Here is a 25,340-nt window from a genome sequence, read left to right as displayed (position 1 = left end):
ATGAAAAAACCTAAACCTACTTTAACCAAAAAGAAAAAGAATCGAAATTTTGTTTATATCGTCTCTTTTTCAATTATCTTGTTATTTACTTTACTTGCAGCCTTGTTTCCAAAAGGATTTGGATTTTATGCACAAAATACATATAATGCAATTGCTTTAAATTTTGGCTGGCTCTTTTTAATTATCGTCTTTGTTTTAGACTTGTTTTTAATCTTTCTCGCCCTCTCTCGTTATGGTCGTTTTAAATTAGGTCATGACGATGAAGAACCTGAATTCTCGTTTATTTCATGGATAGGCATGTTATTCTCTGCAGGCTTAGGGGTTGGTATTGTATTCTGGGGTGTAGCTGAACCTCTCACACATTACTTGCATTCTCCGTTTTCAAATACCAAAGGACAAACGGCAGAGTCTGCACGTTTAGCCATGGGCTATACATTTTTCCACTGGGGCATTTCACAATGGTCTATTTTTGCGATGAGTGGATTAATTGTCGCTTACTTCCAATTTAGAAAACAACGTGACGGTCTTATCTCTACCGCAATGGAGCCCGTTTTCGGAGAAACCTATAAACGCCCTTTCAGAAATATTATTGACATTTTAGCAATTATCGCCACAGTAATGGGTATAGCAACATCTATCGGTCTTGGAATTTTACAAATTGCCGGCGGTTTAAATCATGTGTTTCATGTTCCCAATACGAATGTTACGTTAATAATCATAACGTTAATTATGACATGTATCTTTTTAGGATCCGCTTTATCTGGTCTTAATCGCGGTGTTAAATGGTTAAGTAATTTAAATATAATAATTGGTACTATTTTACTTATTTTTATATTTATAGTTGGAGATTTACGTTTTATCGTGGAAACATTCACGGTATCCCTTGGTGATTACATTTCCCACTTTGTTCAATATAGTTTACGTATGGATCCATATACGGGTGACAATTCATGGATTCAAAAATGGACAGTATTCTATTGGGCATGGGTCATCTCTTGGTCTCCATTCATCGGCGGATTTGTAGCACGTGTTTCGAGAGGAAGAACAATACGTGAATTTGTAGTTGGTGTATTAATCATTCCGCCAATGATTTCATTTACTTGGATTGCAGGCTTTGGTGGTACAGCAATTCATTATGCACTTCAAAAAAAAGATGGTATCGAACATGTTGTAGACAAAGACTACACTGTTGCGCTTTTCGAATTACTGAGTAAATTCCCTTTATATGAAGTGACAAGTGCTTTAGCCATCATTCTTATCTTTACGTTTATTGTAACAAGTGCAGATTCAACCACACATATTGTATCCGGCATGGCAACAGGTGGCGTTGAAAATCCTAAACGCAAACACAAAATGGTTTGGGGTATTCTCATAGGTGCGATTTCAGTAGCATTAACAGTAGCTGGTGGTTTAACAAGTTTACAAACGGCTTCCGTCGTTACGGGTCTCCCATTCTCCATTATTTTACTACTGATGATTTTTGCACTCATGAACGCATTAAGGCGTGAACATACGAAACATTTCCAAATGACACATATTGATGATGAAAAAGACTTTTCTCGTACTATAGAAGAGCGAGAACGAGATAACGAAATGTAATACCGATACATGCGCACCTTGTTACTTGATTTCATTAAAATGCCATCAACATTTAACAGACTGTTGATGGCTTCTTTGTGTTTATTTGATTATTCTTTTACAAAACAATTCATTAACCAATTCACACCGTATCGGTCTTTAACTTGCCCATGAATCGCATTGAAAAATGTTTTGTTTAAGGACATATGTGGATTACCTTGTTCACTTAATGCATCATATATACGTCGTTGCGTCTCCGGATGATCAAACGTTAATAAAATTTGATTTCCATCGTTTTGATTAGCTTTACCGTACGTGTCTGATAAATGTAAAACCACATCAGCTTGAATTTTCAATTCTGCATGAAGCAACTTTCCTTGATGTTCATTTAACTGAATCATTTCTCCACCAAATATATGGTGATAAAAATGTAATGCTTCTTTTACATCTTCAACTAAAATATATGGACTTAACTTCATTTAAATCATCTCCCAATACGTCTTAAAATTAAAATTAAAATTTAAACTTGTATTTTTGTGATTATCATATAGTATATAGTGGTGATAAACAATAATTTTGAGGTGAACAAGCGATGCGAATCGGAATCGACGCTGGTGGTACGCTTATTAAAATTGTGATTGAAGCGCAAGGTCAACGTACTTACCAAACACGTCTAACAACAGATATACAGAACGTAGCAAATTGGTTAAATGAACAAGCGTGTTCAAATATTTGTATAACGGGTGGCAATGCCAAAGTATTAAATGATTTACTACACTGTGACGCTAAACAATTTATTGAATTTGATGCTGCAGATAAAGGTGTTGACCTTTTATTAAAAGAGCAGGGCATTGATTTAGATCGATATATTTTCACTAATGTGGGTACAGGAACATCAATTCATCTCGCAGATGCCAACGGCCAACAACGTGTGGGGGGAATAGGTACTGGTGGTGGTATGATCAGAGGTTTAGGGTACTTACTAACTGAAATTAAAGACTACACTCAGCTTACTGATCTCGCCCAACAAGGTAATCGTGACATTATTGACTTAAAAGTGAAACATATTTATAAAAATGATACACCCCCTATTTCCGGTGAACTCACTGCCGCAAATTTTGGACACGTGTTATTAAATTTAGATAAAACGTTTACATCTGCTGATAAATTAGCATCTTTAATTGGTGTAGTCGGCGAAAGTGTCACGACAGTATCCATTCACGTTGCAAGAGAACATGGCGCAAGTGATGTTGTCTATATCGGCTCATCTTTCCACAATAATCCATTATTACAAAAAGTCGTTACAGATTACACAATTCTTCGTGGTTTCACACCTCATTATTTAAATAACGGTGCGTTCTCAGGCGCTCTTGGCGCATTATATTTATAATTTTAGTTTTATATTTGTCCAACAGAAAATCACGTCACGTTAAAAGCCTTTAACGTTCATTTAAAGATGAATGTTAAAGGCTTTTCTACTTTATGGACCTGTATATTCCAATACGTTTGCCATATTAAAATGTTAATTCATTTGCTAATTTTTGAGCACTTACAATAGTGCCGACCACACCAGGTTTTAAATCAATTGCGACATATCGGTTGTCATCTCGCAATTCATCCAACCATTCAGAAAACACTTCACCTTCAACGTCGATAAGTTCTAACGTTTCAAAGTCTTCTTCGGCTACACGCTTCGCACGCTGACTTAAACTCCATACTGGCATAAAATGCGATTGCTCAAAATTATCATTTTCATCACTTACGACCATGAATTGTTTGGTACCTTGACGCGTCAAGCCATATACCGTGTCGGTTTTAGATACGTCTTCTACAAATTCACGAATGCGCAAACGATCCATGTCCGTCATAATATCATTAAATGCTGATAAAATTTTAATTTCATGCCCTTCTGCATCAATCGTCACGTTAACTACCGCTTCGTCTTCATCATCAAACATATCGTCCAATTCATACGTCGTAAAACGGTCGATATCCATAGCTTTAATTTTATCAAATTCCACATTTAGATTTTCAAGATAAGCTTTCGCAAAACTCTCTCTCGTCCAAAAACAAAATAATTGTTTACCATTATGCAAATGCTTCACAATTTTTTTATCTTTAACAGCGATAAAAAATTGCTCATTTGTCAGAATATCTTTGTAAAAACGTTCATTTTTATACGACATCTTTTTCTCCCTCTCTAAATGAGCTCTTTACGTTGAATATAAACTACTGTCTACATTTCGTCAATGCGACAAAGGCACAAAATAATAGAAGAAGCCCCCTTCATTATTGGTGAATAAAACTAAAATATATGCTTTTATGCGCATATCATAATAAATATGAAACCTTTTACTTTAAACCAGCCTCTTTAAGAAATGCTTGTTCAAGTGTATCTATTTGTTCAAGACAATCTGCATGCCAAATCCCAGCAAAACGTGAACTTACGTCGTGTTCTTTATAATAATCACCGTCATAATATGCTAACGGATAAAGAACACCTTGTTGAACATACTTTTCAATGGCTTTAAAAAATTGTTGTCTCTCCCCTTTAGAAACATAACTATAAAATTTATGATGTTTTCCAGATAAAACATCATCGAGCAATAGCATACTTGTCGAGCCGTTTTGTCTAAAATTCAAATCAATGGCATAAATGTGTTCATCGTTATCTACAAGTAAATCAAATCCCGCAATACCGACAAATCCTTTATCCACACCCATTTTCATGATGTGATATCCAGCATCAATTACAGATTGTGGTACTTGTATAGCATTAATATTGCCATTATAAAACCCATATTTATTTGTAAGTTGTTTCGCAGACCCTAAATAGATGATGCCATTTTCAGGGTGTATTGCATATTGGACACAATAATTATCTGTCGCTTCAACACATTGTTCAATAATGATGGATTGAGTTTCATCTTGAGCGTTCTCAATTCTTTTAACAGCTTGGTCTAAATCATGTTGCGTATAACAAATCATAACCCCATATCCACCTGCAGTTGGTAAATCATCCCCTGGTTTTAATACAAGCGGCAATGACCAATGTTTTAACGCATCATGCAGTGTATGGATCTCAACGACCTCTCTTTTTGGTAGATATTTGCCTCCAGTCCATTCTGGAATTTTTGATTTCGTATTTAAATCAATAAACATTTGTTTGTCCATCGCATACCGTGAATTGTCAATGAGGTTTTCACCATGAACGTATTGTGTGTATATGCGATGATGATTCTCTACCGTTAAATGGTGTAACAAGTGCTCATAACTTTCTTTATCTTTAAATGTATATATATTTGTAGGTATTGTTTGATTCACATATTCAAATAGTCTTTGTAATTTATCTGTTACACTTGCTTCATGCACGATTACTGGCATATCAGCAATTAATAATTCTCTTCCCGTTAAAAAATTTGACTGGTGTTCGTCTGGTTCTAACCAAGGATTTGAAATATATGAAGGGCGTGCTGTGTAAACAATATCATCATCGTATAAGTCTCCCAATTTTAAACGTGGATGGTCAGTCATTTATAATTTCTCCCTTAATAATTGATGTTCCTTTTGAATTGTCGATAATAATTCATCATCTTGTAATAAATTGGCACCCATCAATGCAATAATTTTCGCCCCTTTTATCAATGCTTTATCACCCATAGGACTCGCTGCTGCTTCTCTAAATCGATGCGTGTGACCGACTAAACTACGCGGGCCAATTTTAATATGTGGATGAATTGTCGGAATCACATGACTCACATTTCCCGTATCCGTCGAACCATATCCAAAGTCGTCATGACTGACTTCTTCTCCTAATTCAATAGCATAACGTTCAAATAGTGCATCAAGTTCGGGTGATTTGATAAATTCGTTTACCCCATTTTGTATTGGTCCAAACTCATAATCACACCCAGTTTGAATCGCTGCCCCTTTGGCAATACGATGCACACGCTCCGTTAATATATCAAGTGATTTTCTTGTTGTCGCCCTTGTGTAAAATCGTGCATGGGTATAGTCAGGTATAATATTTGCGGCTTTACCGCCATCTAAAATAACACCATGGACACGTTCTGATTTTCGAATATGTTGTCTTAACTGTGCAATACCATTGAAAAAACTTAACATCGCATCTAAAGCATTCTTGGCATCATGTGCATTTTCTGATGCATGTGCACTTTTACCGTAAAATTGAATATCTAATACGTCTACAGCAAGCGTATGAATCGTAGGATACGTTTCATTCCCCGGATGAATCATTAGCGCCACATCGATGTCATCAAAAAGTCCCTCTTTGACATAAGACGCCTTGGCACTACCATTTTCGCCCCCTTCTTCAGCAGGACAACCAAAAATTACGACGCTCCCCCCGAGTTCGTCAACCACTTGTTTAAGCGCTATCCCTGCAAGGACACTTGCGGTTCCAATAATGTTATGACCACATGCATGACCTAAACCTGGTAGTGCATCATACTCTGCTAAAAATCCAATTGCTGGTCCTGGTGCATCAGCATCATATGAGGCAATAAAGCCCGTCGAATGTCCCGCAATATCTTTTTGAATATTAAAACCATGTTCAGATAAATGATCTATGAGTAATCGTGAGGCAAATAATTCCTCATTCCCCAATTCTGGTCGATCATGTATTTGATGACTCATGTCTAAATAATGTAATCGATGATTATCAATATAATCTAATATGCGTTGTCTCACTGAAACCAAAGTAAAATCTCCCTTCAAAAAACAAAAAGTTATCATACGTGATGTACAATGTTCTCCTATTAATAGTCGTACATCAAACGTTGATAACCATTTGTATGTCATTTATCTATCAATAGTCTTCCACTATTGTTGGATTTCGCACCTTTATCGATTATCGATGAGGTTGCAGGGCTTCGTAGGGCCAATTCCCTCCACCACTCTTGATAAATTTTGATTTAATTATTACTCATTTTATCGGAAATCCGCTCATTTGTCATGCTATTTTCATTATTTTCACAATTTTTCGGGATTTAGCTGAAGTAGCGCCATAGCACTGCTTTATATAAAAATAAGATTAACCCTGATGATATAAAGTTGCCCTTTAAAGCGAGCCTTTAATTTTGACTTCTATGGTATAAAGCTTAACTAAAATGTATATAGCGCACATTGAAATCTGTATTGACGATGTGCTTTTAAACGTTATACACGTTTTAAATCATGCCCTTCATGAAAGTTATAGGTTTTTGAAGCGTTAACGCCTGATATTCCTAACGTCTGTATGTATGGTGCAATGAAGGCATAGAGATATGGGTCATGTGCTCGTGTTAAGGGAGTACCCTTAAAAATCGAGGTTGAAACAGTCACCCATATTAATATTATGGCTATCTACATATCTAAAACAACACAACAATTTACATATAAAATTGTCCATACAATACTTATTTTTAACCTGACAAATTTAGTAAGCGTCCGACTTTAATACGTTGAAAGATATGTTAAAATGAAATCAATAAAGGAGGATGACAATATGCCGAAAATGAACGTAGAAAGTTTTAATTTAGATCACACTAAAGTCGTTGCACCATATGTGCGACTAGCTGGTAAAATGCAAGGTGATAACGGAGATGACATATACAAATATGATATTCGATTCAAACAACCGAATAAAGAACATATGGATATGCCAGGGTTACACAGTTTAGAACATTTAATGGCAGAAAATATCCGAAATCATTCTGATAAAGTTGTAGATTTAAGTCCAATGGGATGTCAAACAGGTTTTTATGTTTCTTTTATCAATCATAAAGATTATGGTGACGTATTAAACATCATTGAAAATACAATTCAAGATGTGTTAAATGCCACGGAAGTGCCAGCTTGTAACGAAGTCCAATGTGGTTGGGCAGCAAGCCATTCATTAGAAGATGCTAAAGTCATCGCTCAAGCATTTTTGGATAAGCGCGATCAATGGCATGATGTGTATGGGGACGGTAATTAATATAACGTTGGTTAAGCTTGTTACACCATTAAAGCAGGCTTAAGAGCTAAACTTGCTTTTCATTTTATAATGCGGTCCTATCCGAAAATCAAACCCGTTCCAATGTGAAGAAGCTTGATTTCGTAATTTGAGGAAGTTTTAAAACAATCTAAAGGATTTAGGATATCAGTCAAAATGATATTTTAAATCCAGCATAAAGACTAAATGTACTAATAAACATAAATAACATCCAACAACGGTCATGTACTCATGAATGTTGTTGGATGTTTTTGCTTCATACTGTGTCCGAGGCCTATTTCTTATATTTATAAGTCACGAATCAATTTCATTAAGTGAAACTGTAAGGGTATTCGTAAATACAATAATGGTTTAGGTAATTGCATGCCTTCTATCTCATCGATGCGTCGCGCCATATAAATATTCGCCGGTAAAACTGCCCATAAAAATGCAATGATGATATGTTTAAATATATAACCAGGGCGCCGTAGTAATAAGGTAACACCGAAAATGATTTCAAACACGCCTGTCACGAACACTGCTAATTTACGAAACGGTAAATAGTAAGGCACAATTTTCCGAAATGTTGTTTCATGCGTAAAGTGTAATATGCCAATAGTCACGAATAAAATACCAAATATCACGCGTTGAAATTGTTTCATGATGAATCACTACTCTGTAATGATTTTATAAATAAGCTTTGGTGTTTCAGCAGAATCAGAAATCGTAATATTGTCATATAATTTCTGTTTAACCGCTTCAACATCCTCTTGGTTCGCGTGAATTGTTAATAAAGATTCCCCTTCTTCAACCTTGTCCCCTATTTTTTTATGAAGCACAAGGCCTACAGCTAAATCAATATCGTCTTCTTTCGTTTGACGACCTGCACCTAACATCATTGAAGCAATACCGATTTCATTTGCCACCATTTCAGATACGACACCTGACGTTTTTGCCGGTAAATCAAATGTATATTTTGCTGTCGGAAGTTTTGATGGATCATCTACAACAGAAGCATCCCCACCCTGATTACTTAAGAAAGTTTTGAACTTTTCAATGGCAGCACCGTTATCAATCACTGCTTGTAATTTTTCGCGTGCTTCTTCTAATGTTTCTGCTTTTTTAGCTAACACTACCATTTGTGCACCCAGTGTTAATACGAGTTCTGTTAAATCTTCAGGTCCATTCCCTTTCAACGTATCAATAGCTTCTTTTAGCTCTAGTGCATTCCCAATACCTAGACCTAAAGGTTGGTTCATATCTGAAATAATCGCCATCGTTTGACGACCGACTTGGTTACCAATTTTAACCATCGCATGCGCTAAAGCCTCTGCATCTTCAACTGTCTGCATAAATGCACCTTTACCCGTTTTAACGTCAAGTACAATGGCGTCAGCACCAGCAGCAATTTTTTTACTCATAATGGATGACGCAATCAATGGAATGGAGTTTACTGTACCAGTGACATCTCGCAATGCATAAATCTTTTTGTCAGCTGGCGTGAGATTACCAGTTTGACCTATTACAGCAATTTTAGCTTCATTAACGAGTTTAATAAATTCTTCTTCAGAAATTTCAACGTGAAAACCTTCAACTGCTTCTAATTTATCAATTGTACCGCCCGTATGACCTAAGCCACGACCGCTCATTTTCGCGACAGGTATATCTAAAGCAGCAACTAGTGGTGCTAATACTAAAGTAGTTGTATCACCTACGCCACCCGTAGAATGCTTATCAACTTTTACACCTTCAATGTCAGATAAATCAATTTGATCTCCTGATTCTACCATAGCCATTGTTAAAGCCGCGCGCTCTTCGTCAGTCATATCTTGGAAATAGATTGCCATGGCTAGACTCGACATTTGATAGTCAGGAATCTCCCCTTTAGTATAACCGTCAATAATAAACTTAATTTCATCAGACGTTAATGCATGTCCATCACGTTTTTTTGAAATCATATCCACCATTCTCATGGCCAATCCCTCTTCTCTTTTTTATAATATATTCCATACTTATTATACACGATATATTCCATTCTATAAATTAAAGACATGTCATTTATACTGAAAAAACAGAGACTGTCACGGGTCTGACAAACATGGCAATCATCGACATTTAAGCTACAATCTGTTATGTTTAAAAGGATACTATTAATAAAAATAAAAGGAGTTGCTTTCGATGACAAAAGGCACACCACATATTCAACCAAATGGTAAAAAAATAGCAAAAACAGTTTTAATGCCTGGTGATCCACTACGTGCTAAATTTATTGCTGAAAATTTCTTAGAAAATGTTGAGCAATTTAACGATGTACGAAATATGTTTGGTTACACAGGAACTTATAAAGGGAAAGAAGTGTCCGTAATGGGCTCCGGAATGGGTATTCCTAGTATTGGTATATACTCTTATGAACTTTATAACTTCTTTGATGTCGACACAATCATTCGTATTGGTTCATGTGGAGCAATGCAAGAACACGTGAATTTGTATGATATTATTATTGGTCAAGGTGCTTCAACAAACTCTAATTTCGTTGATCAATTCCAATTTCCTGGTAATTTCGCGCCACTTGCAGACTTTGATTTAATTGTTAAAGCAAAAGAAGCAGCTGATAAAATTGGCGCAACAACACATGTAGGTAATATTTTATCCTCAGATACATTCTATAATGCGAATGAAAACTTTAACCAAAAGTGGATTGATATGGGGATTTTAGGTGTCGAAATGGAGTCAGCAGGTTTATACTTAAATGCCATTAAAGCTGGTAAAAAAGCACTCGGTATCTTTACTGTAAGTGACCATTTATTAAGAGACGAAGCAACTACAGCTGAAGAGCGACAAAATTCATTCACACAAATGATGGAAGTCGCATTAGAAATCGCAGAATAATTATAAAAGTATTTTCTTATATACGAATAAACAGCCTTCAAAATAAATTTTGAAGGCTGTTATTATACTTTTATTTAAACGGTACACCGTTTAAACTTGTGACAACTTTACACTTTTGTATATTCACACGTTAATTAGAATGTTTTGCTAACCCTTTAACATCGACATACTGTTCTCCGATAAAGTAACTTCTTTCCGTATCACGGATCTTTGCCCAAGTAGTACGCCACATGCGATCGCGGTTCTCAGCAAACAAATGGTACCCCAAATTACGTAGTGGTTTAGGAATCAACCAAACGGCAATCGCTAACCATTTAAATTGTTTTAATTGATAAATTAATTTAACAATGGCTGTGGATTGGTAATACAATGAAGACCCTTCTTGCAAAATCACACTATTATAACGCAACACTTCTGGATGTTCCTGTTGTAACTGTTTACTAACATCACTTTTTAAAGGCACAAACTGATAATTTCTAGGTAAACCATGGCGAATTAACCAAATCACATAATTGTAACAATATATACAACGATCATCATAATACACGATAGGCATTCATATCACCTCTCAATTAAGTATTTATATATAATTGTAAAGTCATTCAATAAGAATTTAAAACGAAATGCCTCTATGTATCACAAGATTAAGCTGTCTTTAAGTTGATATTATGCCAGTGATTCCTGTTGTTTAAAATAAGCTTGTTCTTCTTTTGATAATTTGACAATTTTAAAACCGACAAAGCCATAGATAATCGAAATGATTGGTACGATAATATTCAAAACGGCAAAAGGTGCATATTCAGCAACTGAAACACTTAATGTTGATGCAATAAAAACGCCGCATGTATTCCATGGTACAAACACTGATGTTAACGTTCCCCCATCTTCTAACGCACGTGAAAGATTTTTAGGATGCAATCCTTTATCAATAAATGTAGAAACATACATGCGCGAAGGTACGATAATTGAAATATATTGTTCTGAACATGTGAGGTTTGTGCCAAAGCATGATACGATCACTGATGCAATAAGCGAACCAGTATTTTTAGCAACTTTCAGGACTACACTAATTAACGCTTTAAGCATGCCTGAGTATTCCAATAGACCGCCGAATGTCATCGCTACTAGCGTTAAAGAAATCGTGTAGAACATTGATTCTAAACCACCTCGATTAAACAATTCATCAATGGTTTTATTACCAGAATCAATTTCATACCCCGTTTGTAAAGCTGTAACTGCTGTTACTAGGGCATCACCTTGGACAAAAATTTGGACAAAAAACCCGAGAATAATTCCTACTACAATCGCTGGTAATGCAGGTACTTTTAATGCAACAATAATAATGACGATAAGTGGTACAATAAGTAACCAAGGCGAAATAATAAACGCTTTGTCAATCGCATTCATAATATTGTCTATGCGGCCTTGATTCAGATGATCACTGCCATACATTTGTCCTAGAATAAAAAATACAATTAAACTAATAATCAAACCGGGTATTGTCGTATAAAACATATGGCGTATATGTTCAAATAAGTCCACATTTGTCAGTCCTGAGGCTAAATTGGTAGTATCAGACAAAGGACTCATTTTATCACCGAAATATGCACCAGATATAACTGCACCAGCAACCATTCCCGGTGACAAACCCATACTAATTCCAATCCCCATAGATGCAACACCTACTGTAGCCATTGTAGACCAGCTACTACCAATCGCTAAAGCAACAATACCACATATAATACACACTACCGACAAGAAATATGTTGGCGAAATTAATTTTAAACCATAATAAATCATCGCAGCCACGATGCCACTACCAATCCAAGCACCTATAATAAGACCAACCAACATAATAATGACAACTGCCGGAAGCGCATGACGTATCCCCTTATACATCATTTCTTCCACTTCTTCCCATTTATACCCGTGACACATCGTGATGATGATTGCCACACATGTTCCAATAAGTAATGGAATATGCGGCGCTTGCTCAAGTTCGACTACTGTATAAAGCATAGCCCCAATCATAGCAGCAAGTGTTAACAAGGCATACCACACGCTAATCGGTCGCTTAATTGTTTCCTTATTCATTTTTATCCCTCTCCCTTAGTTGATGTTATCTGAAAATTGAAAACGTTTACGCATATCATACTATTTTCTAAGAACCGCTTCAACCCGTTTAAGCATAAAAAAACAAATCACTATGATTACAGATTCTTATAGGTTTTTCCCCACTATTAAAAATTAAATTGAAACAATGCGAATAACCCAAACATTCTATTATTTAAGCTTTCGTATTTTTAAGGTATGCATAAAAAGGGATATGAAAAAACAATGGAATTACCATCTTAGATTGTTGCCATAGATATGCTTTTCTCTCCCTTCCTAAACCTTGGCGTACCATTAGTGACTATTTCCAAGGTAAACCCAAACGATCCATAAAGGATTTAGGCATCATAAATCCGTACAAAAAGTTTTAAAAGCGCATTCCTTCTTCAGTTAGTTCACGCCTTATATGATAGAACACCTAATTCCTTAGTTTTATCACGCACTCCAAATAACTAATCAGATTCTGTTTAACACCTCAGTAGTCCTTGCCTACGCATTAATCAATATAATCATTTTAATTTCATACTATTGTTATCTTTATTGGCTAAATGGATTTAGAAAGAAAAAAAACAACAAAATTCACTTAACCATGAACTTTGTTGTTTTTTTAGCTTTGTCTGAGCCTCGAGACATCTGTCGTATACATTTTTAAAACCAAATTTCAAACATGATTTAAAAATGTAGTATTCATATCTACTAAGGTTGTTTCACTTGTATTATTCGTGTATATTTTAAAAACTGAGCGGAATAATGTTCTTTTATTTCTTGCGGTGTTAAGTATGTGACACCAACAATATGCCAATTAGGATTAAAATAGTAATATGAGTCTTTATTTAAACTCCATTTCACCATGCTGCCATCTCTTTGGTACCTAGGCAATGTCATTTCATATCCTTCTAACACATTAATGAACATTTGAAATATATCAGGGTCAATACGTTCAAATTGATCAATAACCAGGTAATGACGGTCAGATTTCGGCATAAGTTCAGTGATAAACCCTTCACGGTAATACATCGCCCCTGTCTCATTAGGCAAGTAACGGCCGTATAACATTTCTTCTGAAAAATCAGGATGTCCTGTCGTCATAACAGGTGTGGCGTTGGCTTTTTCTACTAACGATTCTGCAGCCTTTAGCCCCTCTGCTTTATCTTGAGCGAGTAAAAGGATAAATGGTTTCACCTCATCACTTGCACCTTCATTCGTCACTTGACCCACTGTTTCAAACTGACCTTTCATACCACCATTTTTACTCATTTCCATTATCGCTTCAAATTGTGTCGGTGTAAGGCCAGCAATTGCTTGTTTAGCGTTTTCTTGAAGGAAATATAAATTCTTTAATTTCGGATGTTTATTTAATGTCATTAAACTCACGGGTTGAATATCTTCAATGTAACGAATTTCGATGGCTGTACTATTAGTTCGTCCTGCTTCAGGGGGACGTGTATGAATATGATGAGATACTTCTGCTCGACCAATGACAGATTGGTTACTAAATCGGTTATAAATCACAATTTGATCGCCAACTTCTAGTTGCGTATAATTGTGGTAACCATTTCGTTTAATGCCATTAACATTATGTGTGTATATCACATATGTTTCATCGGGTTCAAACGAGGTAGTTTCTGCCATATAGAAATAACGTGGTACACTCACCTCTCCAGTTCCGAGCCCTTTAATTAATTCAAATTCATCATATGAAATTTTATTAAATAAAGATTCCTTCATATGGCTCATACGAAATTCTAACGTTTCACTTCGTTTTAAATACTCCGTAGTTAAAGGTTTAAAAGTTTCGTTAAACTTAAACTGAACGTGAATTTTATTCTGAGCTCCGGTAACGACATTTGTTATTTCACCCCACCCAAGTAAGCCAGCATCGGTTTGAACTTGATAAAAGATAACCTTATCACCGACCTTAGCTTGTTTAAACGCGCGATATCCTTGCGAAGGATTAAATTGCGCTCCTGATTCAAATACAGCGGTTTGACCGACTAAAGGTTCGTGGTGGTTCCAACGGTTATACCCACAGTTCAGCCAAAAGTAATTAGTTTCTGCTGTCATGGCGATTGTGTTCTCCTCCATTTGATTTTTTATACGTTCATTTTATTTTTTATTGTGTTAACGTTACAATACCGACGATAACAGGAAATAAATTCACCATAATTCCCCCAAGCTTTAACATGCCACTAATATTCGGATTAGGCAACGTCCAAAGTGTCGCAATGATGCCAATTAATCCTATAATGACAGGAAATACAAATGAAGGAAATAATGGTGCATTAAAAAAAATTGTCGCTCCTGAGATTAAACCGCATATTAAAGCGATATATAACCCTATTTTCATTTTAAAATGCACCGCCTTTTAATACTTATACGTAACTAATCATGAGCGTGAGCTGACCTTCAAATACATTATCCAAATCTTCAGCTGTTAAAATAAAATGGCTCCCTTTTTGAATTGGATAAATTTCCCCGTCCGCAATTAAGTCACCTTGGCCTTCTAAAACAGAAACTAAGACGAATTCACGGGGTTTCATATAGTTTAGAGTACCGTCGATATCCCATTTTACTACTGTAAAGAAATGGTTTTGCACAAACGTTGTTCGTTTATGAGTCTCAATAACCTCTGTCGTTGGTAATACATTTGGACTTTCATCACCGTATCGAATCACTGATTTACTTTTTTCAATATGAAGTGGTCTTAACTGCCCTTGTTGATCCCGACGATCATAGTCATAAATACGATAAGTTGTATCTGAAGATTGTTGTGTTTCTAATATCATAATTCCTTCTCCGATACCGTGGACTGTTCCAGCTGGTACAAAAAAGAAATCCCCTGCTTTTACTGGGACACGTTTAAAAAGATCATCAAAACGGCGTGTATCAAGTAACGTTTCTAATTCTTCTTTCGTTTGAGCATGCGTGCCATAAATGATTTCAGCACCTGGCTTCGCATCTAAAATATACCAACATTCCGTTTTACCGTATTCTCCATTTTCAAACTCGTATGCAAATGTATCATCTGGATGTACTTGAACAGATAATTTTTGTGTCGCATCTAAAATTTTAGTAAGCAACGGGAACTTTTTTGTCGGAAATTCACCGAATAGTTTTGGGTGCTCAGCCCATACATCATCCAAAGTCATCCCTTTATATGGCCCATTAAGAATTTCATTTGCGCCATGAGGATGTGCAGAAATCCCCCAGACTTCACCTATATGATCGTTAGGTAAATCATAACCAAATTGTGTTAAGTTTGTGCCTCCCCAAAGACGTTCTTGGAAAACTGGTTTTAATATTAAAGGCATGGGGATACCACCTCGCATTCTATATGTAGTTTTCTATGTATCTTCCATTAAATACAAGCTTAGTTATAAAGTGATTGTATCACAATTAAAAACAGCGTGCCTAGGTATCGTCATAGAAAATGACATTATCATCGCTTCCCGTTTGCACACTGTGATTAACTTTGTTATTCGACAATATAATTCTCAACTAATGTTAAGCGTACTTCTTGTAAATGATCTATCATTTTTTGTGCTGCTAATGATTCATTTTGATGTGTAATGGCGTCAAATATGGCAGTATGCTCATTAAAAAGTTTTTCCATGCGTTTTTGGCGACTATATAAATAAATATGACGCGTACCCTTCATCGTTTGTTGAATTTTATCAGCGATATTATTTAATAGATCATACAAATACTGATTACCCGACGCGCGCGCTATTGCAAGGTGAAACTTTAAATCCGCTTCCTCACCAGATGTATCATTTTTAATTGCACGCGCCATCTCACTTAATGCATGTTGCATTTCTTCTAAATCAGCATTTGTTCGCCGTGTAGAAGCAAGACTTGCTGTTTTAACTTCAACTGCTTCACGAAGTTCTAATATATCTTTCACACGTTTTTGCGTCAAAGTTTGATCGTTAAAATCAAACAACAATGGATGCTTTTGTTTCACAAATGTTCCATATCCATGTTTGATTTCTATCAAACCAATCATGCGTAACGCGTTAAGCGCTTCTCTCATAGACGCATTGCTGACACCATACGTTTTAGAAAGCGCTTGAATTGAAGGAAGCCGTTCACCTTCTTGTAACTTCCCCTCATCAATTTGATCAATTAAGTCATTTGCAATTTGCTCATAAATCTTTTGGCTTGAAATCTTCATCCCCCATCTCACCTCTCGTTTATTTTAACAAAATATAGTCTTTCACGCTCAAGAAATTCAATTCAAATCATTCAATCAATCCATATAATTACGATAAAAAAAGATACCCAGACTTCTTAAGTTGGTTTACAATAAAAATAAACTATATTTACCATATTGATTTTCAAAATCAATATATTTTGATATTGTGTAAAGTATTGAAAGGAGTGCTATTCGTTGTTTACATTCACAAAAAAATTCTGGCACAACTCTAAATCACAAAGAGGAACATTATTATTAGCAAACTTCGTAAATTTTTTAATTCTTGCAATCATTGTATCGTTAATCATGATTCCATTTACTGTTGTTTTGCAAAGTTTCTACATGTCCGCAATGATGGGGCAAGCAAGTATCAATAGTATCATCTTCATCATTATCGCATTTTTAGTACTTGGATGCTTACTCTTTATCTTTTTAATGTATCCGCTTTTAACTGGATCGATTCGAACATTTTACAATGCGTATCATCCAGAAAAACAACTTAAATTTACAGATATTTTCAAAACATTTACTGGTGCAAGATGGTTAAAAGCTGTCAAATTAGCCTTATTTGTATTGCTAATTCTTATTTTATCTGTTGTTATTAATGGACTATTTTCAAATTTATTATCTTTTATTTTTCAAAAAACATTAACTTCACCAGATATGTTTAATAATAATCTTATTTTAATAATAGTAGTTGGTTTAGTTGTTTCATTCCTTTTGAGTATGATTACATGGTTTGTTTTAATATTCATTATTAATATGACAACTGCTTATGTCGACAATCCACAACATAAAATAATCGATATCATCAAATTAGGTTGGAGTGGCATATTTAATAAACAAAAAACGTTTTTTAAATTCTTTATTGGTATTCTAATCATTAATTTACTTTTATTATTGATTTCTATACCAGGTAACTACTATCAATTCTTCTTAAAAAATGACCTTTCATTTGAAACAATAAGATATATAGGTATCATCATTTCAATTGTATATGCCTTAATACGCTTCTTATTTTACCTTGTGATGACTGGTATAATTGTTCAATATTTTATGAGTGCTGGCAAAAAAGAAGCCTAAACATATAGATTAAATAAAATCGCAACGCTATGAATCAAAAACATCCAACATTGTACATAAACGATGTTGGATGTTTTTAATCTTTATTATTAAATTTAGTCTTTATAATGAATTTAATATATTATTTTTATCTCCTATTTCTCTATAGCAAATAGGATTTATCTATTTAATTATAAGAAATGTTTTTCTAGGAACAAGGCTGCCCCATCTTCATTATTATCAAATTCTGTTTCGTATTGTGTGAGTGCTTTTATATGAGGCTTCGCATTCTTCATTGCTACCGTATAAGCCCCCACCTCAAACATCGTAAGATCATTATCACTATCGCCCATAACCAGCGTCTGTCCGATGTCGATATTATAATATTCACACATCTCTTTAATTCCTGTTCCTTTATTAATTCCAAGTTTCATTGTCTCAACATTATTATGTGTGGAATTAGAAACTTCAATTTTAAGCGCCTCATGTTGTTCTTGCATGACATCCTTAAAGGCTTTAATCGTTTGAAGTCGAGGGTGAAAAAGGTAGATTTTAGAATATGCTAAACCTTCTGGAATCTCATGTCTCCATGTTAATTTATCTTTAATTGCTTCATGACGTGATAACCATTCACTCTCCGCAACTTGATGCGGCTTTTCACCTTGCACCATGTTTAACATCCAATCTTGATCCTCAGTTAAGGCAAAACGCGGTTCATTAAATGGAAATATCTCATAATAAATACCTGCACTTTTAGCTTTATGCACAATTGATTTTACTGCAGCTTCACTCAAATCATGCTCAAACAAAACGTTTTTTTGAATATGTCCGAGTGTCCCATTAGATGATATGATTCCATCAAATTCTAAACCTTTAGGTATTAACATATAAATTTCTTCATACGCACGCCCCGTGGCTAAAAAAACACGAAATCCTGCGTCTCGAAGCTTAGTAATGACATCGGCTGTTTTGACAGACGCACGATTATTTTCATGTAAAAGTGTGCCATCCATATCTAAAAATATAGCGCTAACATTTTTCATACATACTTTCCTTTCAATGCGATATTACCTATATTGTGTCATGTTTTGCGCAATGAATCAATGCCGCATCACTTGACTTGCTATAAACGTACGATTTGATATCGTTGGTGGTGATGATATACTTTTACTGGCATGTTAAATAATTTAGAAAGGTGATGTCCATTAATGACATCGTCAATCGACCCTTTAGCATGAATTCGACCTTCCTTTAACAAAAGCGCATGCGACACAGTCGAAGAAATTTCTTCAATAAAGTGTGTCACATAAATCATCGCCGTATCTGGGTAATGATAAAACATACGCTTTAAAGTATCTATAAATTGTTCACGCCCTACAAAATCAAGGCCATTTGTTGGTTCATCTAAGACTAACACTTTCGGTTGATTAATAATTGCTCTCGCTAATAACACACGTTGTTGCTCACCAGATGATAATTTACCTAGCGGTTGCATCTCAAATTCAGAAATATTGAGTTGCTCTAAAAGCTGTTTTGCTTTATTTATTTGCACTTCAGTTGGTTCATAATAAAGCCCAATTGTTTGAGGAATGCCACTCAGTACAACATCACGTACTATTTCATTAGGTTCAAACTTAGCCGACAGTTCACATGAAATATATCCCATCTGGGCTCTTATGTCACGTGCTGAATAACCATCCTCCCCTGGACAGTGACCAAATAGATTAACGTCTCCACTCGACGCAAATTCATATGCATTAATGATATTTAATAATGTCGTTTTACCAGCACCATTCAGACCATATACGAGCCAATGCTCACCACGATTAACTTGCCAGTCAATGTGTTTTAAAATCTCTCGCCCTTCTCTTTTTTTCGAAACTTGATTTAATGAAATTAACATCGGCCTCACACCTTACTTAACATATTACACTCATCGTACCAAAATCCTTCTATTTTGCATATAAAAAAGACGGCTAAACGCCGTCTTTATGCATTAAACGTGATTATTCAACTGTAACTGATTTCGCTAAGTTACGTGGTTTATCCACATCTAAATCACGGTGTAATGCCGCATAATATGAAATGAGTTGCAATGTCACAACTGAAACAAGCGGTGTAAGTAAATCATGCACATGAGGAATGACATACGTATCGCCTTCTTTTTCAAGTCCTTCCATTGAAATAATACATGGATGCGCTCCACGTGCAACAACTTCTTTAACATTACCGCGAATTGATAAATTCACGCCTTCTTGAGTAGCCAATGCGATAACCGGTGTACCTTCCTCGATTAATGCAATCGTACCATGTTTCAATTCTCCACCAGCAAATCCTTCAGCTTGAATGTATGATATCTCTTTTAATTTTAATGCGCCTTCAAGACTTACATTGTAGTCAACTGTACGTCCTATAAAGAAAGCATTACGCGTTGTTTCTAAGAAATCTGTCGCGATTTGTTCCATTTTAGGTGCATCATCAACGATTGTTTCAATAGCAGTAGTGACTTTCGCGAGTTCACGTAGTAAGTCAATATCTGCTTCGCGACCGTGTTCTTTCGCAACAACTTGAGAAAGAATAGATAATACTGCGATTTGAGCTGTGTAGGCTTTTGTAGACGCCACAGCAATCTCTGGACCCGCATGTAATAATAAAGTATGGTCTGCTTCACGAGACAACGTAGATCCCGCAACATTTGTGATTGTCAATGATTTATGTCCAAGTTTTGTAGTTTCAACAAGTACCGCACGACTGTCCGCAGTTTCTCCAGATTGTGAAATATAAATAAATAATGGCTTCTCTGATAATAAAGGCATATTATAAACAAATTCTGATGACACATGAACTTCTGTAGGTACGCCTGCCCATTTTTCGATAAACTCTTTACCTACTAATCCAGCATGATAGCTTGTACCTGCTGCAATAATGTAAATACGATCAGCGGCTTGCACATCTTTTATAATTGCAGGATCGATTTTTAAGTTCCCTTGTTCATCTTGATATTCTTGAATAATACGACGCATCACAGCCGGCTGTTCATGAATTTCTTTTAACATATAGTGACTATAAACGCCTTTTTCGGCATCTGACGCATCAATTTCAGCTGTATAGCTGTCACGTTCGATTTTATTGCCATCTAAATCTTTAATTACAACATGATCGCGTTGGACAAGTACGATTTCTTGGTCTTTTAATTCTTTATATTCACTTGTGACTTGTATCATCGCTAATGCGTCTGATGCAATCACATTAAAATCATCACCAATACCTACTAATAAAGGCGACTTGTTTTTAGCAACATAGATAGTATCTTCATCTTCACTGTCTAATAGTCCTAATGCATATGAGCCGTGTAACAAACTAATTACTTTCGTAAATGCATCTTCAGTAGATAATCCTTCATTTGAGAAATGTTCAACGAGTTGAACGATGACTTCTGTATCCGTATCTGACTTTAAATCAACATTGGGAATGTATTGTTGTTTTAACTCTTCATAGTTTTCAATGACCCCGTTATGAACAAGTGTGAAACGCTCACTTGAAGATTGGTGAGGGTGTGAATTCTCATAGCTAGGTACGCCATGTGTCGCCCAACGCGTATGACCGATACCTGTTGCGCCGTCACCAACTTTTTCAGCTTCTTTACGTAATTCAGCAATACGCCCTTGAGCTTTTGTCACAGTGACACCATTGGCATCACGTGTTGCAATACCAGCTGAATCGTAACCACGATATTCTAATTTTTCAAGCCCTCGTAATAAAATTTCTTTCGCATTTTGCGAACCAATATAACCTACAATTCCGCACATAATTATTTTCCTCCACATTGAAATAACGGTGCTTTAATTTATCAATTTTAAGGTCATCATTCTGCTTTAATGATGAGACGTATCATTGAAAATAAAGCATCGTTTTTCTTTTACTGTTTTTAATATAAATGTTTGGCGATCTTATTAACTTTGTCCGAAAAGTCACCTTCTCGCTTTAATTAATAAGCTAACGAATGAGCCACATCCGGGATAGCATCCGCCGAACTAATTCGATCACTATCCTCCTCGTCTACAAGTGAATCATTAACCACAATAATCTTCTGCTATTAAGATCATGTGTTCAGTTAAATTATCAACTTGTGCTGGCGCTTTTATTGTTGTACCCTCTATCCTCCTTCCTAAACAATATAACTTATTTTACACTTTAATCTTTATCCAATGCAAATAATTGTTGGTCGTTTTTTAAAATTCTCTTAAGAAACAATTAAGTCTCATATATATCGCAAGGATAGTGGGTAAAGTCAATATAACTCGTAAAAAAAGTGAGCGCTTTATACGCTCACTTTTTATTATAATCCCATTTTAGCTTCAACTACATCTGCGATTGTTTTCGCAAAGCGTTCTGCATCTTCATCAGTTTTAGCTTCAACCATAACACGCACAAGTGGTTCTGTTCCTGAAGGACGCACTAAAATACGACCTTCACCGTTCATTTCATTTTCAACGTCTTGCATGACAGCTTTAACATCAGCATTTTGTTCAACACCATGTTTATCTGAAACACGTACATTGACTAATGATTGTGGATATTTTTTCATTTGTGCTGCGAGTTCGCTCAAAGATTTTCCTGATCGTTTCACAACTGCTGCTAATTGTATACCTGTTAAAAGACCATCACCCGTCGTATTGTAATCCATCATTACAATATGACCAGACTGTTCTCCGCCTAAATTATAATTGCCTCGACGCATTTCTTCAACGACATAGCGGTCACCCACTTTTGTCTTATTCGACGCAATACCTTCACTTTCTAAAGCTTTATAGAAACCTAAATTACTCATGACTGTGGACACAATCATATTATCATTTAGTTCATGATTTTTAGCCATTTCTTGGCCAATAATAAACATGATTTGATCACCGTCTACAATGTTCCCATATTCGTCTACAGCAATAATACGATCGCCATCGCCATCAAATGCTAAACCAAAATCAGCTTCTGTTTCACGCACTTTTTCAGCAAGCGCTTCTGGATGTGTAGACCCCACACCATCATTTATATTATAACCATCTGGGCTACATCCCATTGTTACAGTATCCGCTTCTAAATCACCGAATAAAAATGGTGCTAAGGAAGCAGTCGAACCATGTGCACCATCAAGCGCAATTTTAAGTCCTTCTAAATTCACATCAACCGTTGACTTTAAATAACTTAAATACTTTTGTGCACCTTCAAAATAATCAGAAGTATGCACAATTTGATTGCCTGTAGGCCTTGGTAAATCAGGATGTTCTTGATCTAAAAGCGTCTCTATTTCATTTTCTTGATCATCAGACAATTTAAATCCGTCAGAGCCAAAAAATTTAATACCATTATCGGCAACTGGATTATGCGATGCAGAAATCATCACACCTAATTCTGCACCCATTTCTTTTGTTAAATAGGCTACACCTGGTGTTGAAATGACACCTAAACGCATCACTTCAGCGCCTATAGATACGAGGCCTGCAATTAATGCATTTTCTAGCATTTCACCTGATACACGTGTGTCTTTACCTACAAGGACACGTGGGTGGTCTTTGTGTTGATTATGTGCTAATACATAGCCACCATAACGTCCTAATTTAAATGCAAGTTCTGGAGTTAATTCTTGGTTGGCAACGCCTCTTACACCGTCTGTACCAAAGTATTTACCCATAATTCATTTCTCCTTTTATATCATCGTTAATTTACTTTAATAGTAGCTTCCACCGTTGAAGGTTTTGCGTGTGTCACACCAGGTGGTAAGTCTAGTTTAACTTCCCTATTTGTCGTTTCTGAAACACCATTCACGTCCACATGTGCTGTGATGTCTTCGATGTCTTCAAGATCTTTACGATTACCATATATTTCAATGGTGTCTTTATTAAGGCTTACATCAGAAATCGTTGCCCCGTCTTGTGGTTCCCCTTTTCGGATCACTTTCACTTTCACTTTTTTATAATATGGTTCCACATCGACCGTTAAATCTACTGAAGAAGGCACAATTTGAACATCTAATTTATTCATATTTTTATCGAAAACTGCCACTTTTGCCTGTCCAGTTGTTTTTTCAGAGATGCCATTATCATTCGTGTAACTTGCCTTTGCAAAAGCGATTCGATCAAGTTGTTCTTTGCCGCCTACAACTTTTACAGTTCTTGGTGACACTGATTCATCTTTAATTTTATAGTTTGGATCCACTGCATATGGACTTGTGTTTGGTTCTACAGTAATCATTCTACTTTCTTTCTTTTCAATTGATAGTGATGCCTCTTTCGGATAGACACGATAATTGATATCTTTATCTAAACCACGCACTTGAAAGTCAACGGTATGCTCTCCTGGACTCGCATCAGAGACGTCTAATGTTACTTTATAATCTTCAATTTTTTGAGCTTGCAAAATTTTAGACTGTGGACCGCTCAATTCAACATCTACACTGTCTGGCGCACCTGATACATATAGATTTTTATTATTATTAATAACCTCAACAGGTACATTTTTAATTGTTTTATTGCCATCATTTGAAATGCGATCCGTATTAAAAGATTCACCAAACACATTATTTACAGAAAGGAAAAGTAATAACGCGAGTATAAATGCAAAAAATCGAAGTCCCCATTTAGATTCAAACATTTAATTCACGCCTTTCTTTGAAAAATGTGATCCAAACCAATGTTCAGTTAAAAGTTCTTCAAATGCTTCAATTGAGATATCTTTACGTAATTTTCCATCAAATGTCACAGAAATAGATCCTGTTTCTTCTGATACAATCACTGTAAAAGCATCGGAGACCTCCGAAATACCCACTGCTGCACGATGTCTTGTTCCTAAACTTTTAGCTATTTTAGGACTATCTGACAAAGGTAAATAACTTGCTGCAGTCGCAATTTTGTCGCCTTGAATGATCATCGCTCCATCATGTAATGGTGTATTTGGAATAAACACATTGATTAATAACTCTTGTGAAATATCAGAGTGCATCGGAATACCTGTTTCTATGTAATCTTGTAATCCGGTCTCTTTTTCAAAAACAATTAAAGCACCAATACGTCGTTTTGCCATGTATTGAACAGATTTAGAAACTGATTCAACAAGTTTTGGCACTTCTACTGAAGATGTCATCGCATATCGTTTGAACAAACTCCCTCTTCCAAGCTGTTCTAACGCACGTCTAATCTCAGGTTGAAAAATAACAATTATTGCAAGGAACCCCCATTGCATGACTAAATCAAATAGTCTTGAAGTCGTCGTCAACTGTAAATATTCACTGATACCTTTACCTACCAATATAAATAAAATTCCCTTTAACAACTGTATTGCTTTAGTTCCTTTAAAAACAGTGATGAGTAGGTAAATGACGTACCATACAATTAATAAATCTAGAATACCAGTAATGACCTCAAGCGTACTCAAGTTTTGAAAGAGGTTAGAAATTTGCATAGCATCTCCTCCGGTAATCTATTCCCATATCCCATATTATACCAAGCAAACTAGTCACTGTCATATCCCAAAATA

General features: G+C 35.6%; 23 protein-coding genes and 1 riboswitch. Of the genes, 5 read left to right on the top strand and 18 right to left on the bottom strand.

What is annotated here, in order from left to right:
- Window positions 1-1,599, top strand: coding sequence for a BCCT family transporter (locus SHYC_RS03545; RefSeq protein ID WP_039644584.1), 1,599 nt, complete (start codon window positions 1-3; stop codon window positions 1,597-1,599).
- Window positions 1,600-1,688: 89 nt separating this feature from the next.
- Here the strand turns inward: SHYC_RS03545 and SHYC_RS03540 are convergent, their stop codons facing one another.
- A complete protein-coding gene (locus SHYC_RS03540) occupies window positions 1,689-2,057 on the bottom strand; it encodes a VOC family protein (RefSeq protein WP_039644582.1) in 369 nt (122 codons plus the stop codon).
- Window positions 2,058-2,170: 113 nt separating this feature from the next.
- Between SHYC_RS03540 and coaW the strand changes: the two genes are divergently transcribed.
- Window positions 2,171-2,968, top strand: coding sequence for a type II pantothenate kinase (gene coaW, locus SHYC_RS03535; protein WP_039644580.1), 798 nt, complete (start codon window positions 2,171-2,173; stop codon window positions 2,966-2,968).
- A gap of 124 nt (window positions 2,969-3,092) precedes the next feature.
- On the opposite strand, the gene SHYC_RS03530 is transcribed toward coaW, so the two are convergent.
- From SHYC_RS03530 to SHYC_RS03520, 3 genes are all read right to left on the bottom strand, one after another.
- Complete coding sequence (locus tag SHYC_RS03530; protein ID WP_039644578.1) at window positions 3,093-3,764, bottom strand: DUF2750 domain-containing protein; 672 nt, start codon at window positions 3,762-3,764, stop codon at window positions 3,093-3,095.
- 166 nt (window positions 3,765-3,930) lie between these two features.
- Entirely contained in the window at window positions 3,931-5,112 is a 1,182-nt protein-coding gene (gene ldmS, locus SHYC_RS03525; protein ID WP_039644577.1) for an L-aspartate--L-methionine ligase LdmS, read from the bottom strand.
- Window positions 5,113-6,333, bottom strand: coding sequence for a M20 family metallopeptidase (locus SHYC_RS03520; protein WP_052257799.1), 1,221 nt, complete (start codon window positions 6,331-6,333; stop codon window positions 5,113-5,115).
- Window positions 6,334-6,396: 63 nt separating this feature from the next.
- Window positions 6,397-6,507: riboswitch (SAM riboswitch) on the bottom strand.
- 577 nt (window positions 6,508-7,084) lie between these two features.
- Between SHYC_RS03520 and SHYC_RS03515 the strand changes: the two genes are divergently transcribed.
- Window positions 7,085-7,555, top strand: coding sequence for an S-ribosylhomocysteine lyase (locus SHYC_RS03515; RefSeq protein ID WP_039644573.1), 471 nt, complete (start codon window positions 7,085-7,087; stop codon window positions 7,553-7,555).
- A 305-nt stretch (window positions 7,556-7,860) separates the two neighbouring features.
- On the opposite strand, the gene SHYC_RS03510 is transcribed toward SHYC_RS03515, so the two are convergent.
- A complete protein-coding gene (locus SHYC_RS03510; protein ID WP_039644571.1) occupies window positions 7,861-8,214 on the bottom strand; it encodes a DoxX family protein in 354 nt (117 codons plus the stop codon).
- Between the two features lie 9 nt (window positions 8,215-8,223).
- The gene (locus SHYC_RS03505) at window positions 8,224-9,525 is read right to left on the bottom strand and encodes a pyrimidine-nucleoside phosphorylase (protein WP_039644569.1); all 1,302 of its coding nucleotides are present in this window, start codon (window positions 9,523-9,525) and stop codon (window positions 8,224-8,226) included.
- 205 nt (window positions 9,526-9,730) lie between these two features.
- On the opposite strand from SHYC_RS03505, the gene deoD reads away from it, so the two are divergent.
- A complete protein-coding gene (deoD, locus tag SHYC_RS03500) occupies window positions 9,731-10,441 on the top strand; it encodes a purine-nucleoside phosphorylase (RefSeq protein ID WP_039644566.1) in 711 nt (236 codons plus the stop codon).
- Between the two features lie 130 nt (window positions 10,442-10,571).
- Here deoD and SHYC_RS03495 read toward each other — a convergent pair whose 3' ends face one another.
- The 6 genes from SHYC_RS03495 to SHYC_RS03470 form a co-directional block, all read right to left on the bottom strand.
- On the bottom strand, window positions 10,572-10,997 hold the full coding sequence (locus tag SHYC_RS03495; RefSeq protein WP_039644565.1) for a thiol-disulfide oxidoreductase DCC family protein: 426 nt from the start codon (window positions 10,995-10,997) through the stop codon (window positions 10,572-10,574).
- Between the two features lie 110 nt (window positions 10,998-11,107).
- Window positions 11,108-12,535, bottom strand: a complete 1,428-nt coding sequence (gene nhaC / locus SHYC_RS03490; protein WP_039644563.1) for a Na+/H+ antiporter NhaC — start codon at window positions 12,533-12,535, stop codon at window positions 11,108-11,110.
- 714 nt (window positions 12,536-13,249) lie between these two features.
- Window positions 13,250-14,617 carry an EVE domain-containing protein gene (locus SHYC_RS03485; protein ID WP_039644561.1) on the bottom strand — a complete coding sequence of 456 codons (1,368 nt, stop codon included), beginning with the start codon at window positions 14,615-14,617 and terminating at the stop codon, window positions 13,250-13,252.
- 49 nt (window positions 14,618-14,666) lie between these two features.
- The gene (locus SHYC_RS03480; RefSeq protein WP_039644558.1) at window positions 14,667-14,900 is read right to left on the bottom strand and encodes a hypothetical protein; all 234 of its coding nucleotides are present in this window, start codon (window positions 14,898-14,900) and stop codon (window positions 14,667-14,669) included.
- Between the two features lie 25 nt (window positions 14,901-14,925).
- A complete protein-coding gene (gene manA / locus SHYC_RS03475; protein ID WP_039644557.1) occupies window positions 14,926-15,864 on the bottom strand; it encodes a mannose-6-phosphate isomerase, class I in 939 nt (312 codons plus the stop codon).
- A 164-nt stretch (window positions 15,865-16,028) separates the two neighbouring features.
- Window positions 16,029-16,727: a FadR/GntR family transcriptional regulator gene (locus tag SHYC_RS03470; RefSeq protein WP_039644554.1), complete on the bottom strand. Its 699-nt coding sequence runs from the start codon at window positions 16,725-16,727 to the stop codon at window positions 16,029-16,031.
- 216 nt (window positions 16,728-16,943) lie between these two features.
- On the opposite strand from SHYC_RS03470, the gene SHYC_RS03465 reads away from it, so the two are divergent.
- Window positions 16,944-17,831, top strand: a complete 888-nt coding sequence (locus SHYC_RS03465; protein ID WP_039644552.1) for a hypothetical protein — start codon at window positions 16,944-16,946, stop codon at window positions 17,829-17,831.
- Between the two features lie 170 nt (window positions 17,832-18,001).
- On the opposite strand, the gene SHYC_RS03460 is transcribed toward SHYC_RS03465, so the two are convergent.
- The 6 genes from SHYC_RS03460 to cdaA all read right to left on the bottom strand — a co-directional run bounded on the left by SHYC_RS03460 (window position 18,002) and on the right by cdaA (window position 25,265).
- Window positions 18,002-18,853: an HAD family hydrolase gene (locus SHYC_RS03460; protein ID WP_039644550.1), complete on the bottom strand. Its 852-nt coding sequence runs from the start codon at window positions 18,851-18,853 to the stop codon at window positions 18,002-18,004.
- Between the two features lie 80 nt (window positions 18,854-18,933).
- Window positions 18,934-19,713 (bottom strand): ABC transporter ATP-binding protein, encoded by a 780-nt coding sequence (locus SHYC_RS03455; protein WP_039644548.1) that lies wholly within the window; start codon window positions 19,711-19,713, stop codon window positions 18,934-18,936.
- Window positions 19,714-19,816: 103 nt separating this feature from the next.
- A complete protein-coding gene (glmS, locus tag SHYC_RS03450) occupies window positions 19,817-21,619 on the bottom strand; it encodes a glutamine--fructose-6-phosphate transaminase (isomerizing) (protein ID WP_039644546.1) in 1,803 nt (600 codons plus the stop codon).
- A 530-nt stretch (window positions 21,620-22,149) separates the two neighbouring features.
- The gene (gene glmM / locus SHYC_RS03445; protein WP_039644543.1) at window positions 22,150-23,499 is read right to left on the bottom strand and encodes a phosphoglucosamine mutase; all 1,350 of its coding nucleotides are present in this window, start codon (window positions 23,497-23,499) and stop codon (window positions 22,150-22,152) included.
- A gap of 26 nt (window positions 23,500-23,525) precedes the next feature.
- Window positions 23,526-24,458 (bottom strand): CdaR family protein, encoded by a 933-nt coding sequence (locus tag SHYC_RS03440; protein WP_039644541.1) that lies wholly within the window; start codon window positions 24,456-24,458, stop codon window positions 23,526-23,528.
- Window positions 24,459-25,265 (bottom strand): diadenylate cyclase CdaA, encoded by an 807-nt coding sequence (gene cdaA, locus SHYC_RS03435; RefSeq protein WP_039644539.1) that lies wholly within the window; start codon window positions 25,263-25,265, stop codon window positions 24,459-24,461.
- Window positions 25,266-25,340: the final 75 nt, after the last annotated feature.

It is taken from the genome of Staphylococcus hyicus (assembly GCF_000816085.1).
Lineage (GTDB): Bacteria > Bacillota > Bacilli > Staphylococcales > Staphylococcaceae > Staphylococcus > Staphylococcus hyicus.
The sequence above is the reverse complement of the archived record's forward strand: the minus strand, read 5'-3'. Positions and strand labels throughout refer to the sequence as shown.